The sequence below is a fragment of the Kitasatospora sp. NEAU-CNBT7 genome (assembly GCF_057220535.1).
On sequence record NZ_JBXQQB010000009.1, the window covers coordinates 188,447 to 204,331 of the forward strand.

Below are 15,885 nucleotides of genomic sequence, written 5' to 3' on the forward strand. Positions count from 1 at the left end.
ATGGTTCGACGGATCTTCTGGATGGCGGTCGGCGCGGGCGCCACCGTCTGGGCCATGAACAAGGCCAACGAGGCCGTGCACCGGCTCACCCCTGACAGCCTGTCGGGCACCGCGGCGCGCGGCGCCCTGCACCTGGGCGACGCCGCCAAGCGGTTCGCCCGGGACGTGCGGGCCGGCATGGCCGAGCGCGAGGAGCAGCTGCGCGGCGACCTCGGACTGGACGGCACCGCGGTCCTCGAGCCGCCGCGCCGCCGAGCGCCGCTGCGCGGCGAGCCGACGTACCGAGCTATCCCGGCGGCCCCGGGTTCCCCGGGCGCCGCCCTGCCCCCGCCTCGCACCATCCGCACCATCCCCCAAGCCATTGATTCGCCCTCCCGCCGGCTCGACGAGCTGCCGGGAAGCCCCAACCGGAAGGACCACTGATGGAGTCGGCAGAGATCCGCCGCCGCTGGCTGCGCTTCTTCGAGGAGCGCGGCCACACCGTCGTTCCGTCGGCGTCCCTGGTCGCCGACGACCCCACCCTGCTGCTGGTCAACGCCGGCATGGTGCCGTTCAAGCCGTACTTCCTCGGCGAGGTGAAGCCGCAGTTCTCGCGGGCCACCTCGGTGCAGAAGTGCGTGCGCACGCTGGACATCGAAGAGGTCGGCAAGACCACCCGGCACGGGTCGTTCTTCCAGATGTGCGGCAACTTCTCCTTCGGTGACTACTTCAAGGAAGGAGCCATCAAGTTCGCCTGGGACCTGCTCACCACGCCCGTCGCGGACGGTGGCTACGGCCTGGAGAAGGAGAAGCTCTGGATCACCGTCTACCAGGACGACGACGAGGCCGAGCAGATCTGGCGGGACGTCATCGGCGTGCCGTCCGAGCGCATCCAGCGCCTCGGCATGAAGGACAACTTCTGGTCGATGGGCGTCCCCGGCCCGTGCGGCCCGTGCTCGGAGATCAACTACGACCGCGGCCCCGCGTACGGCGAGGAGGGCGGCCCGGCCGTCAACGGCGAGCGCTACCTGGAGATCTGGAACCTGGTCTTCATGCAGTACGAGCGCGGCCACGGTGACGGCAAGGACGGTTTCGAGATCCTCGGCGACCTGCCGAGCAAGAACATCGACACCGGTCTCGGCCTCGAGCGGCTCGCCGCGATCCTGCAGGACGTCGACAACCTCTTCGAGATCGACACCAGCCGGATGATCCTCGACCGGGCGGCCGAGCTGACCGGCCACGCCTACGGCGCCGACCACAAGTCGGACGTCTCGCTGCGCGTGGTCACCGACCACTTCCGCACCGCGCTGATGCTGGTCGGCGACGGCGTCACCCCCGGCAACGAGGGCCGCGGCTACGTGCTGCGCCGCATCCTGCGCCGCGCGATCCGCAACATGCGGCTGCTGGGCGCCACCGAGCCGGTGGCCAAGGAGCTCATCGACATCTCGATCAAGGCGATGGCCCCGCAGTACCCGGAGCTGGAGGCCGACCGCAAGCGCATCGAGACGGTCGTGGTCGCCGAGGAGAACGCTTTCCTGCAGACCCTGAAGTCCGGCACCAGCCTGCTGGACGCCGCGGTCACCGAGACCAAGCAGTCCGGCGGCGCGGTGCTCTCCGGCGACCAGGCGTTCAAGCTGCACGACACCTACGGCTTCCCGATCGACCTGACCCTGGAGATGGCCGAGGAGCAGGGCCTCCAGGTCGACGAGGCCGGTTTCCGCCGCCTGATGCAGGAGCAGCGGGACCGCGCCAAGGCGGACGCCAAGAAGAAGAAGATGGGCCACGCCGACGTCGCCGCGTACCGCGAGGTCGCCGACAAGTCCGGCCCGTCCGTCTTCACCGGCTACACCACCACCGAGGGCGAGGCCACCGTGGTCGGCCTGCTGGTGAACGGCGTCCCGGCGCCGGCCGCCACCGAGGGCGACGAGGTCGAGATCATCCTCGACCGCACCCCGTTCTACGCCGAGGGCGGCGGCCAGCTCGCCGACCACGGCCGGATCCGGCTGGACTCCGGCGCGGTCGTCGAGATCCGCGACGTCCAGCAGCCGGTGCCGGGCGTGACCGTGCACTCCGGCGGGGTGCTGTTCGGCGAGGTGGTGCTCGGCGCGTCCGCGTACGCCACCATCGACACCGACCGCCGCCGCGCCGTCTCCCGGGCCCACTCGGCCACCCACCTGACCCACCAGGCGCTGCGCGACGCGCTCGGCCCGACGGCCGCCCAGGCCGGTTCGGAGAACGCGCCGGGCCGCTTCCGCTTCGACTTCGGCTCGCCCGCCGCCGTGCCCGGCAGCGTGCTGACCGACGTCGAGCAGAAGATCAACGAGGTGCTGGTCCGCGAACTCGACGTCACCGCCGAGGTCATGACGATGGATCAGGCCCGCAAGGCCGGCGCCATCGCGATGTTCGGCGAGAAGTACGGCGACTCGGTCCGGGTGGTCACCATTGGCGACTTCTCCAAGGAGCTGTGCGGTGGCACGCACGTCGGCAACACCGCCCAGCTGGGCCTGGTGAAGCTGCTCGGCGAGTCCTCGATCGGCTCCGGCGTGCGCCGGGTCGAGGCGCTGGTCGGCGTCGACGCGTACAAGTTCCTGGCCCGTGAGCACACCGTGGTCTCCCAGCTCACCGAGCTGGTCAAGGGCCGCCCGGAGGAGCTGCCGGAGAAGATCTCCGGCATGCTCGCCAAGCTCAAGGACGCCGAGAAGGAGATCGAGCGCTTCCGCGCCGAGAAGGTGCTGGCCGCCGCCGCGGGCCTGGCCGACGCGGCCGAGGACGTCCGGGGCGTCGCGCTGGTCGCCGCCCGGGTCGCCGACGGCGCCGGTGCGGACGAGCTGCGCAAGCTGGTGCTGGACGTCCGGGCCCGGCTGGGTTCGCGTCCGGCCGTGGTCGCCGCATTCACCGTGGCGAACGGCCGTCCGCTGACCGTCATCGCCACCAACGAGGACGCCCGCGCCCGCGGCGTCAAGGCCGGTGAGCTGGTCCGCACCGCCGCCAAGGCGCTCGGCGGCGGCGGTGGCGGCAAGGACGACGTCGCCCAGGGCGGCGGCACCGACCCGGCCGCCGTGGACGCGGCGATCGCCGCCGTCCGCGGCCTGGTGGCGGAGCGCAGCGCCTGATGGAGGAGCTGCCGGAGAAGGTCTTCCGCCGGGGCCGCCGGATCGCCGTCGACGTGGGCGACGCCCGGATCGGGGTCGCCTCCTGCGACCCCGACGGGCTGATCGCCACGCCGGTGGAGACGGTCCCCGCGGGGGGCCGCTCCCAGGCCCGCCTCAAGGAGATCGCCGAGGAGTACGACGCGATCGAGGTGGTGGTCGGCCTGCCCCGCTCGATGAGCGGCAAGGAGGGCCCGGCCGCGGCCAAGGTCCGGGCGTACGCCGGCCGGCTGGCCGGGCTGCTCGCGCCGGTGCCGGTGCGGCTGGTGGACGAGCGGATGACCACGGTCACCGCGAGCCAGGGCCTGCGGGCCTCCGGACGGAGCAGCAAGAAGGGCCGCTCGGTGATCGACCAGGCGGCTGCCGTGGTGATCCTGCAGAGCGCCCTTGAGACCGAACGGGTGAGCGGTCGGGCGCCCGGTGAGAGCGTCGAGCCGGTCAGCTGATCACTCTGGCCTAGCGTGCGGTGAGGGGCCCGTGCGGACGTGAGTCCGTACGGGCCCCGGCCGTTCCCGCCGACCAGAGGGCAGTCGTGTCCGATCCGTTCATCGCACCAGGTCTGACGCCCGGACTCAGCCCCGGCCACCTCGGTGCGCCGGTCCTCGAGCCGGAGCCCCGCGCCCTGCTCGGCGGCGGCGAGCAGCCGCCACCGCCGGACCCGCGCCGGCGGCACACCGGGCTGGCCTGCCTGCTCACCGCCGTCGCGCTGGTCGCGGTGGTGGCCGTGGTGATGGCGACCGTCTACGTGATGTGGCCCAAGGGCCGGCCGCCGGCCGCCGACTACACGGGCAACGGCAGCGGGACGGTCCAGGTGTCGGTGAGCCAGGGCGCCTCGCTGACCCAGATCGGGCAGACCCTGGTCAAGAACGACGTGGTGGCCAGCGCCCGGGCCTTCACCGAGGCGGCGGCCAAGAGCCCGGCCGGGAACCGGATCCAGCCCGGCACGTACACCCTGCACCACCGGATGTCCGCGGCCGCCGCGCTGAACGTCCTGCTGGACCCGGGCAACGCCAATGCGCTGACCATCCCCGAGGGCCGCCGGACCACCCAGATCTACGCGGCGGTGGACGCCCGGCTGAACCTGCCGGCCGGCACCACCGAGTCGATCGCCAAGCAGCGTGCGGGCGAGCTGGGCCTGCCGCCCGACGCGCACGGCAACCCGGAGGGCTACCTCTACCCGTCGACGTACCCGATCACCGGGGACACCACGCCGCTCGGGCTGCTCCAGGAGATGGTGAAGGAGGCCGGGAAGGCCGCCGAGGCCAACGGCGTGGTCGGGGTCGAGGGCCAGTCCGCGTACCAGATGATGATCGTCGCGAGCCTGGCCGAGGCGGAGGCGGACAACCCCGACGACATGGCCAAGGTGGCCCGGGTCATCTACAACCGGCTGGCCAAGGGGATGCCGCTGCAGCTGGACTCCACCATCAACTACGCGCTCGGCCGCTCCACCCTCACCACCACGGCCACCGACACCAAACTGGACTCGCCCTACAACACCTACCTGCACAAGGGCCTGCCGCCCGGTCCGATCGGCAACCCCGGCCGGGACGGCCTGCACGCCGCCACCCACCCCGCGGAGGGGGACTGGATCTTCTTCGTCACCGTCAGCCCCGGGGACACCAGGTTCACCGACAGCCCCGAGCAGCACCAGAAGAACGTCGACGAGTTCAACGCCTACAGCGCCGAGCACCCCGCCTCACCTGCACCGGCCTCACCGTGAGGACCGACCGGACCGGCCGGGACCCGCCCTGCGGTACGGTAACGTCTCCCATCGGGCGTGTCCCTAGCACGCCGGTTCGAGACGTCTGCGGTCCGCCACGGGCGCAGGAACGCGTTAAGGGGATCGATGACTGATCTGGGTGGGGGCTACCGCCCCCAGGGCGACCAGCCGTGGTACCCGGGGTCCCCGGGTACAGGCGGACAGCAGCCCCGGCCCGGCGGGCAGCCGGACGCCTGGCAGCAGCAGAACCCGCAGGGCGTTCCGTACGGCCAGCAGCAGGGGTACCCGCAGCAGCAGGGCTATCCCCAGCAGCAGGGCTACCCGCAGGGCGGCTACCCGCAGCAGCAGGGGTACCCCCAGCAACAGCAGCCGCAGCAGCAGGGCTGGCCCCAGCAGGGCGGCCAGTACGGGCAGCAGCAGGGGCAGCAACAGGGTTACCAGCAGCCGCAGTACGGCCAGCCGCAGTCCGGGTCCGGCTACCAGCAGCAGCAGCCGTACCAGCAGCAGATCCCGCAGCAGCAACAGCCGCCGCAGCAGCACGTTCAGCAGCAGCAGCAGCAGCAACAGCAGCAACAACAACAGCAGCAGCAGCAGGCGCGGCAGCAGCCGCCGCGGCAGGCGCGGCCGCCGCAGCCCGCCGGCCCCGGCCCCGGGCCCGACGGCATCGACTGGGAGGCCGAGGCCGCCGCACTGGACGGCCCGCAGGCCGAACCGGAGTTCGACGACTGGGTCGACCCCGCCGCCGAGGACGAGTACCTCGACGAGCACGGCGAGGAGGCTCCGGCCGAGGACGAGTCCTTCTTCGGCAGCGCCGAGCAGGACACCTCCCGGGACGCCGAGCGCAAGCGCAAGGAGAAGGGCAAGAAGGCCGGCCGCCGCAACCGCGGCGCCTGCCTGGTGGTCGCGCTGGTGCTGATGGGCGGCGTCGTCGGCGCCGGCTGGTGGGGCTACGGCTTCTACCAGAGCCACTTCGGCCCGCCGCCGGACTACCAGGGCGACGGCGCCGGCTCGGTCACCATCGAGATCAAGCCGGGCAGCGGCGTCGCGATGGGCCAGGCGCTCAAGGAGGCCGACGTGGTGAAGAGCGTCGAGGCCTTCACCGCCGCCTTCCAGAAGAACCCCAAGGCGGGCACCATCCAGCCGGGCTTCTTCACCATGAAGCACCAGATGTCCGGCGAGGCCGCGGTGAAGTTCCTGGTCGACTCGGCCGGCGGCAACGTGCTGGTGGTCCCCGAGGGGCTGCCCGCCGCCGAGGTCTACACCGCGATCGACACCAAGCTCAAGGTCGAGAAGGGCACCACGGCCGCCGCCGCCAAGGCGCAGGTGGCCAACCTCGGCCTGCCGCCGTACGCGCAGGGCAACATCGAGGGCTTCCTCTACCCGACCCGCTACTCGATCGCCGACGGCATGAAGCCCGAGGACGTGCTCAAGCAGATGGTGACCAACGCCGTCCAGCACTACCAGGACCTCAAGCTCGACGAGAACGCGCAGAAGGTCGGCCTGAAGAACGCCTACGAGGTGATCACCGAGGCCAGCATCCTGCAGCGCGAGGGCAACAACGACGCGGACTTCGGCAAGATGGCCCGGGTCATCTACAACCGCCTCAACACCAACGCCACCCAGCACAAGCTCGGTATGGACACCACGCTCCAGTACTCGCTCGGCCGCACCAAGCTGACCGAGAAGGAGATCAACGACGGGTCCAACAAGTTCAACACCTACGTCAACCCGGGCCTGCCGCCGACCCCGATCTCCAACCCGGGCGACGAGGCGATCAAGGCCGTGCTCAACCCGACGCCGGGCGACTGGGTCTTCTTCATCGCGATGTCCAAGACCGAGACCCGCTTCGCGACCACCGGCGCCGAGCACGCCAAGAACGTCGAGGAGTACTGCACGGCGCACGGCCAGGCCTTCGACAAGCAGGGCAACTTCTGCAAGTGACCGAGCCGACCGAGGAACCGCAGCCGCTGCTCCAGGCGCAGCAGGTGGACGTCGTCCGCGACGGCCGCTACCTGCTGCGCCAGGTCTCGCTGACCGTCCGGCCGGGCGAGCACTGGGCCGTGCTGGGCGCCAACGGCGCCGGCAAGACCACGCTGCTCGCCCTTCTCGGAGCCCTCTCCCACCCCACCCGGGGGCAGGTGCGGGTGCTGGGCCGGCAGCTCGGCCGGGTGGACCTGCGGGAGCTGCGTTCGTACCTCGGGCACGTCAATCCGCGGCACCCGCTGCGCTCGCCGCTGACCGTCCGGCAGGTGGTGCTCACCGGCATCACCAACAGCGTGGAGCTGTACCCGCGGTGGCAGCCCACCGCCGACCAGGCCGCGCACGCCGAGTCGCTGATCGCCACCCTGGGGATCGCCCACCGCGCCGAGGCGCCGTGGACCACGCTCTCCCAGGGCGAGCGCGGCCGGGCGCTGATCGCCCGCGCGCTGATGCCCGCACCCCGCCTGCTGCTGCTCGACGAACCGGCCACCGGCCTCGACCTGACCGCCCGCGAGCAGCTCCTGGACAGCCTGGACGACCTGCGGCTGCGCCACCCGGAGCTGGCCAGCGTGCTGGTCACCCACCACCTGGAGGAGCTGCCCGCCAGCACCACCCACGCGCTGCTGCTGCGCGACGGCGAGTCGGTGGCGGCCGGTCCGGTCGACCAGGTGCTGACCACCGAGCTGGTCAGCGCGTGCTTCCGGCACCCGATCCGGATCACCCGCAGTGAGGGCCGCTGGGCGGCCCGGGCCGCCGCCAAGTCCCCCGCCCGCTGAGACCCCGCCGGTGCCGGCAGCGGCGCCCGGGGTCGGTACCGCCGTCGCCGGTCCCGGCCCGCCGGTGCGACGGCGGTGATCTAGGGTGGCGGTCATCCAGAGGGAAAGGTGACCAGCTCCGTGACGACGCACCACCGGGCCGCCGTACTCGGCTCGCCCATCGCGCACTCGCTCTCCCCGGTGCTGCACCGGGCGGGGTACGCCGCGCTGGGCCTGGCCGACGGCTGGCACTACGACCGCTTCGAGCTGGACGAGGCCGCGCTGCCCGCGTTCGTGGCCGGGCTCGGCCCGGAGTGGGCCGGGCTGTCGCTGACCATGCCGCTGAAGCGGGCGGTCATCCCGCTGCTGGACGAGGTGAGCGCGGCGGCGGTGCAGGTCGACGCGGTGAACACCGTGGTGTTCGGCCCGGACCGGCGTCTGCACGGGCACAACACCGACATCCCCGGCCTGGTGAACGCGCTGGCCGAGCGCGGCATCGACCAGGTCGGCTCGGCGGCGGTGCTGGGCGCGGGGGCGACCGCCTCCTCCGCGCTGGCGGCGCTGGCCCTGATCTGCGACGGCCCGGTGACGGCGTACGTCCGCAGCCCCGAGCGGGCGGCCGAGATGCGGGCGCTCGGCGAGCGGCTCGGGCTCGACCTGCGGACCGCCGACTGGGCGCGGGCCGCCGAGGCGCTGGAGACCCCGCTGACCATCTCGACCACGCCGGCCGGGGCCACCGACCAGGTCGCGGCGGCGGTCCCGGCGCGGCCGGGCGCCCTGTTCGACGTGCTGTACCACCCGTGGCCGACCCCGCTGGCGGCGGCCTGCGCGCAGCGCGGGGCCACCGTGCTGGGCGGTCTCGACCTGCTGGTGCACCAGGCGGTGCTGCAGTTCGAGCTGTTCACCAAGGTGGCGGCTGGCCCGCTGGCCGCGATGCGGGCGGCCGGCGAGGCCGAGCTGGCTCGCTAGTGCCGGCCGCGGCACCGGCCCGGGCGGGCCGCTGATCCCGCAGGTCAGCGGGGGTGCCGGCGGCCGAGGAGCGGACGTGCGGTGTCCGGAACCCGGACCGTGCGCCCGGTCGGCCGCCGGACGTGAAAAGATCGGAGACGGACGGCGGACCCGGTTCCTCGGGGCCCGCCCAAGACGCCCGGCCCGGCCCGCAGCTGCGGTCCGGGCCGCTGACGAAGGAGCTCCGTTGGGTAGGTTGCGCTGGCTGACGGCGGGGGAGTCGCACGGTCCCGCTCTGGTCGCGACGCTGGAGGGCCTGCCGGCCGGTGTGCCGGTCACCACCGAGCTGGTGGCCGACGCGCTGGCCCGCCGCCGGCTGGGGTACGGCCGTGGCGCGCGGATGAAGTTCGAGCAGGACGAGGTCACCTTCCTCGGCGGCGTCCGGCACGGCCTCACCATGGGCAGCCCGGTGGCGGTCATGGTCGGCAACACCGAGTGGCCCAAGTGGGAGCAGGTGATGTCGGCCGACCCGGTGGACCCGGAGATCCTGGCCAACCTGGCCCGCAACGAGCCGCTCACCCGCCCCCGCCCGGGCCACGCCGACCTGGCCGGCATGCAGAAGTACTCGATCGAGGAGGCCCGCCCGATCCTGGAGCGCGCCTCCGCCCGCGAGACCGCCGCCCGGGTCGCGCTCGGCGCCGTCGCCCGCTCCTACCTCAAGGAGACCTGCGGCATCGAGATCGTCTCGCACGTGGTGGAGCTGGCCGCCGCCAAGGCCCCGGCCGGCGTCTACCCGCTGCCCTCCGACGAGGCCCGGCTCGACGCGGACCCGGTGCGCTGCCTGGACCCGGAGGCCTCCGAGCGGATGGTCGCCGAGATCGACCAGGCCCACAAGGACGGCGACACCCTCGGCGGTGTGGTCGAGGTGCTGGCGTACGGCGTGCCGGTGGGCCTCGGCTCGCACGTGCACTGGGACCGCCGGCTGGACGCCCGGCTGGCCGCCGCGCTGATGGGCATCCAGGCGATCAAGGGCGTCGAGGTCGGCGACGGCTTCGACCTGGCCCGGGTGCCGGGCTCGCAGGCGCACGACGAGATCGTTCCCACCCCGGACGGCGTCCGCCGCACCTCGGGCCGCTCGGGCGGTACCGAGGGCGGTCTGTCCACCGGTGAGCTGCTGCGGGTGCGGGCCGCGATGAAGCCGATCGCGACCGTGCCGCGGGCGCTACAGACCCTGGACGTGCGCACCGGCGAGCCCGCCAAGGCGCACCACCAGCGCTCGGACGTCTGCGCGGTGCCGGCCGCCGGGATCGTCGCCGAGGCGATGGTGGCGCTGGTGCTGGCGGACGCGGTGGCGGAGAAGTTCGGCGGCGACAACGTCTCCGAGACCCGCCGCAACGTGCAGGGCTACCTCGACAACCTGATCGTCCGATGACCGCACCGGTGGTCGTGCTGGTCGGCCCCCCGGGGGCCGGCAAGTCCACGGTCGGGCGGCTGCTGGCCGCCCGGCTCGGCGTGGGCTTCCGGGACACCGACGCCGACATCGAGCAGGCGGCGGGCAAGCCGATCCCCGAGATCTTCGTGGACGAGGGCGAGCCGCACTTCCGGGAGCTGGAGGCGGCCGCCGTCGCGGCCGCCGTCCGCGACCACGACGGGGTGCTCGCGCTCGGCGGCGGCGCGGTGATGGCCGAGGCCACCCGGGCCGAACTGGCCGGGCTGCCGGTGGTCTTCCTCGACGTCGCGCTCGGGGACGCCGTCAAGCGGGTCGGCCTGGACGCCCCGCGCCCGCTGCTCGCGATCAACCCGCGGGCCCGCTGGCGGGAGCTGATGGACCTGCGCCGCCCGGTCTACCTGGCGGTCTCCACCGCGGTGGTGGACACCGAGGGCCGCACGCCCGAGCAGGCCGCCGACGCCGTACTGGAAGCACTGGAGCTGAAGACCCCATGACTGACACCGTCACGATCCGCGTCGGCGGCAGCGCCGGCCACGACCCGTACGACGTGCTGATCGGGCATCAGCTGCTCGGCGAGCTGGCGCCGCTGATCGGCAACCGGGCCAAGCGGGTGGCGATCATCCACCCGGAGGCGCTGGAGGCCACCGGCGAGGCGATCCGCGAGGACCTGGCCGCGGAGGGCTACGAGGCCATCGCGCTGCAGGTGCCCAACGCCGAGGAGGCCAAGAGCGCCGAGGTCGCCGCGTACTGCTGGTCGGTGCTCGGCCAGACCGGCTTCACCCGCAGCGATGTGATCGTCGGCCTGGGCGGCGGTGCCACCACCGACCTGGCGGGCTTCGTCGCGGCGAGCTGGCTGCGCGGGGTGCGCTGGATCGCCATGCCGACCACGCTGCTCGGCATGGTGGACGCGGCGGTCGGCGGCAAGACCGGCATCAACATCGCCGAGGGCAAGAACATGGTCGGCGCCTTCCACCCGCCCGCGGGTGTGCTGGCCGACCTCGGCACCCTGGAGACCGTGCCCCGGCACGACTACGTCTCCGGGCTGGCCGAGGTGATCAAGTGCGGGTTCATCGCCGACCCGGAGATCCTCGACCTGATCGAGGCCGACCCGCAGGGCGCCACCACCCCGCAGGGCCCGCACACCGTGGAGCTGATCCGCCGGGCCATCCAGGTCAAGGCCGACGTGGTCTCCGGCGACCTCAAGGAGGCCGGGCGCCGCGAGATCCTCAACTACGGCCACACCCTGGGCCACGCCATCGAGCGCAACGAGCGCTACAAGTGGCGGCACGGCGCGGCGATCTCGATCGGCATGGTGTTCGCCGCCGAACTCGGCCGGCTCGCGGGCCGGCTCGACGACGAGACCGCCGACCGCCACAGGGCGGTGCTCGGCTCGGTCGGCCTGCCGCTGACCTACCGCGGTGACGCCTGGCCCAAGCTGCTGGACGCCATGAAGATCGACAAGAAGTCCCGCGGCGACCTGCTGCGCTTCGTCGTGCTGGACGGCCTCGGCAAGACCTCGATCCTGGAGGGCCCCGACCCGACGCTGCTGGTCGGCGCGTACGGGGAGGTGTCGGCGTGAGCCGGGTGCTGGTGCTCAACGGTCCCAACCTCGGCCGCCTCGGCAGCCGGGAGCCGGACGTCTACGGCGCCACCTCCTACGCCGGGCTGGTCGAGCGCTGCACCGCGCTCGGCAAGGAGCTCGGCTTCGAGGTGGAGGTCAAGGAGACCAACTCCGAGCAGCAGATGGTCGAGTGGCTGCACTGGGCGGCCGACCGGCAGACCCCGGTGGTGATCAACCCGGGCGCGTTCACGCACTACTCGTACGCGATGCGGGACGCCGCCGCGCAGCGGACCGCGCCGCTCATCGAGGTGCACATCTCCAACCCGTACGCGCGGGAGGAGTTCCGGCACAACTCGGTCATCGCGGCGGTCGCCTCCGGCACCATCGCGGGCTTCGGGCTGGGTTCGTACGAACTGGCCCTGCGCGCCCTCGCGGAGCAGCTCACCACGCGCTGACGTGCGATCATCGGCCCGGCCGCGGACTATGTCCGCCGCCGGGCCGACGTGTAGTGTCCCCGTCGGGAGGTGACCGTGACGCAGTACGCAGGGGGAGGACCAGTGCCTCCGCGACCGCTGGCGCCGCCGTACCCGGCCCCGCAGGGCGGCCACCAGCCGCCGCCGTACACCCCGGCCCGGCCGCCGCACCCGGGCGGGCCGCCGCCCGCCGCCGCGCCGCCGCAGCCGACCGGCCACTTCGTGCTGCCGACCGGAGCGCCCGTGCAGCTTCCCGCCCACCCGCCGCAGCACCTGCCCACCGGGCCGCTCGCGGTGCTGCTGATCGGCCCGGCCGGCGCGGGCAAGACCACCGTCGCCCGGCACTGGGCGGAGCGCCGGCCGACCGCGACCGCGCACATCAGCCTGGACGACGTCCGGGAGTGGGTGCAGGCCGGGTTCGCCAACCCGCAGTCGGGCTGGAACACCGCCTCCGAGGCGCAGTACCGGCTGGCCCGCCGCACCTGCGGCTTCGCCTGCCGCAACTACCTGGCCAACGGCATCTCCTGCATCATCGACGACGCCGTCTTCCCGGACCGCCCGGCGATCGGGCTCGGCGGCTGGAAGCGGCACATCGGCCCGGGGATGATCCCGGTGGTGCTGCTGCCGGGCCTTGACTCGGTGCTCGCCCGCAACGCCCGGCGCAGCGGCAACCGGCGGCTCAGCGACGAGGAGGTCGCCCGGATCCACGGGCGGATGGCCGGCTGGCGCACCTCCGGCCTGCCGATCATCGACAACTCCCAGCTGGACGTGGCCGCCACGGCCGCCGCGCTGGACCACGCGATCCTGTCCCGGCTGACGGGCCGGCCCGCGGGCTGAGCCGCCCGGTTCCTCGGTCCGGCGCTCCGGCCCGGTTCCCCGGCCCGGTTCCCCGGTCCGGCGGCGGTGTCGTACCCCGCTGCGAGAATGGACGGGTCGCAACGGATCTGCCGAGGAGCTGACGCCCGTGCCCGAGGGCCACATCATCCACCGCCTGGCCACCGAGAACTTCCGGGTCTTCGGGGAGCGGCCGGTGCGCGTCTCCAGCCCGCAGGGCCGGTTCGCCGAGGGGGCGGCGCTGCTGGACAGCCGCCGGCTGGACGAGGCCGAGGCGCACGGCAAGCACCTCTTCCTCGGGTTCGGCGAGGCGTGGCTGCACATCCACCTGGGCCTGTACGGCGGCTTCACCTTCGGCGAGGGTCCGGCGCCCGAGCCGGTCGGCCTGGTCCGGCTGCGGATGGAGTCCGACCGGGCGTACGCCGACCTGCGCGGCCCCAACACCTGCGAGCTGCTGACCCCGGCGGAGAAGGCCGCGGTGCACCGCCGGCTCGGCCCGGACCCGCTGCGCGCGGGCGCGGACCCGGCGCCCGCCTGGCAGCGGATCTCCCGCAGCTCCACCACGGTGGCCGCGCTGCTGATGGACCAGAAGGTGCTGGCGGGCGTGGGGAACGTCTACCGCGCCGAGGTGCTGTTCCGGCTCGGCATCAGCCCGCACCGGGCCGGCCGGGACCTGTCCAGGGCGGAGTGGGACGCGATCTGGGCGGACCTGGTGGGCCTGATGCACGAGGGCGCGGGGATCGGCCGGATCGACACCGTCCGTCCGGAGCACACCCCCGAGGCGATGGGCCGCCCGCCGCGGGTGGACGACCACGGCGGCGAGGTCTACGTCTACCGCCGCACCGACCAGCCGTGCCTGGTCTGCGGGACGCCGGTGCGCACCGAGGAGCACGCGGCCCGCAACCTCTTCTGGTGCCCGGCCTGCCAGCAGCGCTGACGGCCGCGCGGCGCCGGCCGGCCGGGCCCGCCCGGAGGCGGGCCCGGCGGGCGGGGCCTACCGGAAGGTCTCCGGCCGGGCCGCGGTGCCGCCCGCGCCGCCGCTCAGGGCGGGCAGCGCGGCGCCCTCGTGCGGTACGGCCTGCGGGAGCGGGCCGGTGCCGCCGGTGAGCGGCAGCCGCAGCGAGGAACGTGCCAGGTCGAGCGTGAGGGTCGGCCGGGTGGACGGCGGGTCGATCAGCCCGTGGTCGGTGCCGGCCACGATCAGGGCGAGCCGATGGCCGGCGGGCACCACGTGGTCGGTGCCGGCCAGGTCGAAGGTGATCGGGTACGCGGTGCCCGGGGTGAGCGTGAGGGACCGGTCGAGCCCCGCGTAGTGGCCGAGGTCGGCCCAGCCCCGGCTGAAGACCGTGGCGCCGACCTGGGCGGTGTCGGCGGCGGTGTCCAAGAAGCAGGCGCTGTCGCCCGCGGTGCTGTCACCCCAGCAGGAGCGGGTGCCGAGGGTGGTGATGCCTTCGCCCGCGGCCTGGTAGTCGCGGATCGTGGCCGGGCCGAGGTCGACCAGCACCGCGCTCAGCCGGGCGCTGCGGGTGGACGGTTCGGCCGTCAGGGTGATCGAGCCGCCGCCGGAGATCCGCAGCGGCTGGGTGAGCGCGCCGGTGGCGAAGACGGTCTTGTCCGGGGTGGTGCGGTCGGCGTCGGCGGCCCAGGCGTTCTCGTCGCGCGCCGGGTCGTCGGTGAAGGCCGCGGTACCGCTGCCCTGGGCGGTGGTGAGGGTGCCCGGGCGGAGGCCGAGGGTGGTGGTCACGGTGCCCGGCGCGGGCCAGCTCTGGTCCTGGGTCCACTGGTCGGGGGCGCGCTCGAGGTCGGCGACCGGCCCGTTCTGGACGCCGTTGGCGACGCCCAGCAGGTAGTGGTCGAACCAGGCGTGCAGGGTGTCCACCCACGCTGCCCGGCGGAAGTCGAACGGGTCGACGTGGCCGGTCTGGGAGAGCCAGATCTTGCGCTCCACCCCGTTCTGCGCCAGCGCCGACCACCACTGGGAGAAGTTGATGTCCCGGACGTTCAGGTCCTGCAGACCGTGCACCAGGAAGACGCTGGCGCGCACCTTGGCGGCGGAGGCGACGTAGTCGCGCTGCTGCCACAGCGGGGTCCAATTGCCGTTGGCGGGGGAGCCGGCGGCGAGCTGCTTCTGCACGGTCGAGCAGCGCCCGACGGTGGCCCGGCTCTCCACCGCGGCGGACAGGTCGGCCGGGGTGCCGCTGTAGAGCGGGGCGCCGTCGGAGCGGTAGTAGTCGTACCAGGAGCTGATCGCGGAGATCGGCACCACGGTCCGCAGGCCCGGTACGCCGGTCGCGGCCACGCCGTTGGCGATGGTGCCGTCCCAGGACTTCCCGATCATGCCGACCGAGCCGTCGGTCCAGCCCGCCTTGACGGTGCCGGTGCCGGTCCGGGAGGTGTAGCCGGCGGCGCGGCCGTTCAGCCAGTCGACCACCGCCTTGGCGGAGGTGATGTCGGAGGGGCCGCCGACGTCGACGCAGCCGTCCGAGCGGTTGGTGCCGGCCAGGTCGACCAGGACCACGGCGTAGCCGCGCGGGACGAAGTAGTTGTCGTAGAAGAGCGGGAACTGCACCGGCCCGCCCTGCGCGTCGTAGGTCTTCAGCTGGCTCTCGTTGCCGCGCCCGCAGCAGGAGTAGTACGGGCTGGCGTCCATGATGACCGGGACCTTGAGGCCGGCCGCGGCCGGTTCGCGCGGGCGGACGATGTCGGCGGCGACCCGGTCGGTGCGGCCGTTGCCGTCACCGTCGAGTCCGGTGTCGACCCAGACGGTCTCCCGGACGGCGTCGGCGTAGGAGTAGACGGGCTGGCTGGCACCGCTGCGGACGGTGCCGACGGTGCTCGCGTGCGCGGCGGCCGGGCCCAGCGCGGCGGCGGCGAGGAGGGCGAGCAGGGCGGTGAGGAGGGCGGACAGGCGCTTTCGGCTGGTTGTCACAGGTTTTGACGGTAGTCGTGGACCAGGCTGCGCCAGAAGCCTTTTGACGTGTCGTCGACAAGATTTTACGAGCGATGGAGGCGGGGGTGCGCCCTCTTGACCCGGCC

Annotated in this window: 14 protein-coding genes; 13 read left to right on the forward strand and 1 reads right to left on the reverse strand. The window is 73.5% G+C overall.

The window, feature by feature from the left end:
- The 13 genes from AC2TEW_RS15180 to AC2TEW_RS15240 all read left to right on the forward strand — a co-directional run bounded on the left by AC2TEW_RS15180 (position 1) and on the right by AC2TEW_RS15240 (position 13,786).
- Entirely contained in the window at positions 1-423 is a 423-nt protein-coding gene (locus AC2TEW_RS15180) for a DUF6167 family protein (protein WP_055731255.1), read from the forward strand.
- Positions 423-3,092: an alanine--tRNA ligase gene (alaS, locus tag AC2TEW_RS15185; protein ID WP_484623850.1), complete on the forward strand. Its 2,670-nt coding sequence runs from the start codon at positions 423-425 to the stop codon at positions 3,090-3,092. Before AC2TEW_RS15180 ends, alaS begins: the two co-directional genes overlap by 1 nt.
- Positions 3,092-3,574 (forward strand): Holliday junction resolvase RuvX, encoded by a 483-nt coding sequence (ruvX, locus tag AC2TEW_RS15190; RefSeq protein WP_359887108.1) that lies wholly within the window; start codon positions 3,092-3,094, stop codon positions 3,572-3,574. Before alaS ends, ruvX begins: the two co-directional genes overlap by 1 nt.
- 86 nt (positions 3,575-3,660) lie before the next feature.
- Positions 3,661-4,848 (forward strand): endolytic transglycosylase MltG, encoded by a 1,188-nt coding sequence (gene mltG / locus AC2TEW_RS15195; protein WP_484623851.1) that lies wholly within the window; start codon positions 3,661-3,663, stop codon positions 4,846-4,848.
- Between the two features lie 126 nt (positions 4,849-4,974).
- A complete protein-coding gene (gene mltG, locus AC2TEW_RS15200) occupies positions 4,975-6,789 on the forward strand; it encodes an endolytic transglycosylase MltG (RefSeq protein ID WP_484623852.1) in 1,815 nt (604 codons plus the stop codon).
- Positions 6,786-7,604, forward strand: coding sequence for an ABC transporter ATP-binding protein (locus tag AC2TEW_RS15205; RefSeq protein WP_484623853.1), 819 nt, complete (start codon positions 6,786-6,788; stop codon positions 7,602-7,604). Before mltG (AC2TEW_RS15200) ends, AC2TEW_RS15205 begins: the two co-directional genes overlap by 4 nt.
- Before the next feature lie 120 nt (positions 7,605-7,724).
- Positions 7,725-8,552: a shikimate dehydrogenase gene (locus AC2TEW_RS15210; protein ID WP_484623854.1), complete on the forward strand. Its 828-nt coding sequence runs from the start codon at positions 7,725-7,727 to the stop codon at positions 8,550-8,552.
- Between the two features lie 226 nt (positions 8,553-8,778).
- Positions 8,779-9,963, forward strand: a complete 1,185-nt coding sequence (gene aroC / locus AC2TEW_RS15215; protein WP_484623855.1) for a chorismate synthase — start codon at positions 8,779-8,781, stop codon at positions 9,961-9,963.
- On the forward strand, positions 9,960-10,475 hold the full coding sequence (locus AC2TEW_RS15220; RefSeq protein ID WP_484623856.1) for a shikimate kinase: 516 nt from the start codon (positions 9,960-9,962) through the stop codon (positions 10,473-10,475). The genes aroC and AC2TEW_RS15220 overlap by 4 nt, the downstream gene beginning before the upstream one ends.
- Complete coding sequence (gene aroB / locus AC2TEW_RS15225; protein ID WP_033823008.1) at positions 10,472-11,560, forward strand: 3-dehydroquinate synthase; 1,089 nt, start codon at positions 10,472-10,474, stop codon at positions 11,558-11,560. The genes AC2TEW_RS15220 and aroB overlap by 4 nt, the downstream gene beginning before the upstream one ends.
- Positions 11,557-11,997 (forward strand): type II 3-dehydroquinate dehydratase, encoded by a 441-nt coding sequence (gene aroQ, locus AC2TEW_RS15230; RefSeq protein WP_033823007.1) that lies wholly within the window; start codon positions 11,557-11,559, stop codon positions 11,995-11,997. Before aroB ends, aroQ begins: the two co-directional genes overlap by 4 nt.
- Before the next feature lie 69 nt (positions 11,998-12,066).
- Positions 12,067-12,852: an AAA family ATPase gene (locus AC2TEW_RS15235; protein WP_033823006.1), complete on the forward strand. Its 786-nt coding sequence runs from the start codon at positions 12,067-12,069 to the stop codon at positions 12,850-12,852.
- A 127-nt stretch (positions 12,853-12,979) separates the two neighbouring features.
- Positions 12,980-13,786, forward strand: coding sequence for an Fpg/Nei family DNA glycosylase (locus tag AC2TEW_RS15240; protein ID WP_484623857.1), 807 nt, complete (start codon positions 12,980-12,982; stop codon positions 13,784-13,786).
- Positions 13,787-13,843: 57 nt separating this feature from the next.
- On the opposite strand, the gene AC2TEW_RS15245 is transcribed toward AC2TEW_RS15240, so the two are convergent.
- Positions 13,844-15,778 (reverse strand): Xaa-Pro dipeptidyl-peptidase, encoded by a 1,935-nt coding sequence (locus AC2TEW_RS15245; RefSeq protein WP_484623858.1) that lies wholly within the window; start codon positions 15,776-15,778, stop codon positions 13,844-13,846.
- Between the last annotated feature and the right edge of the window lie 107 nt (positions 15,779-15,885).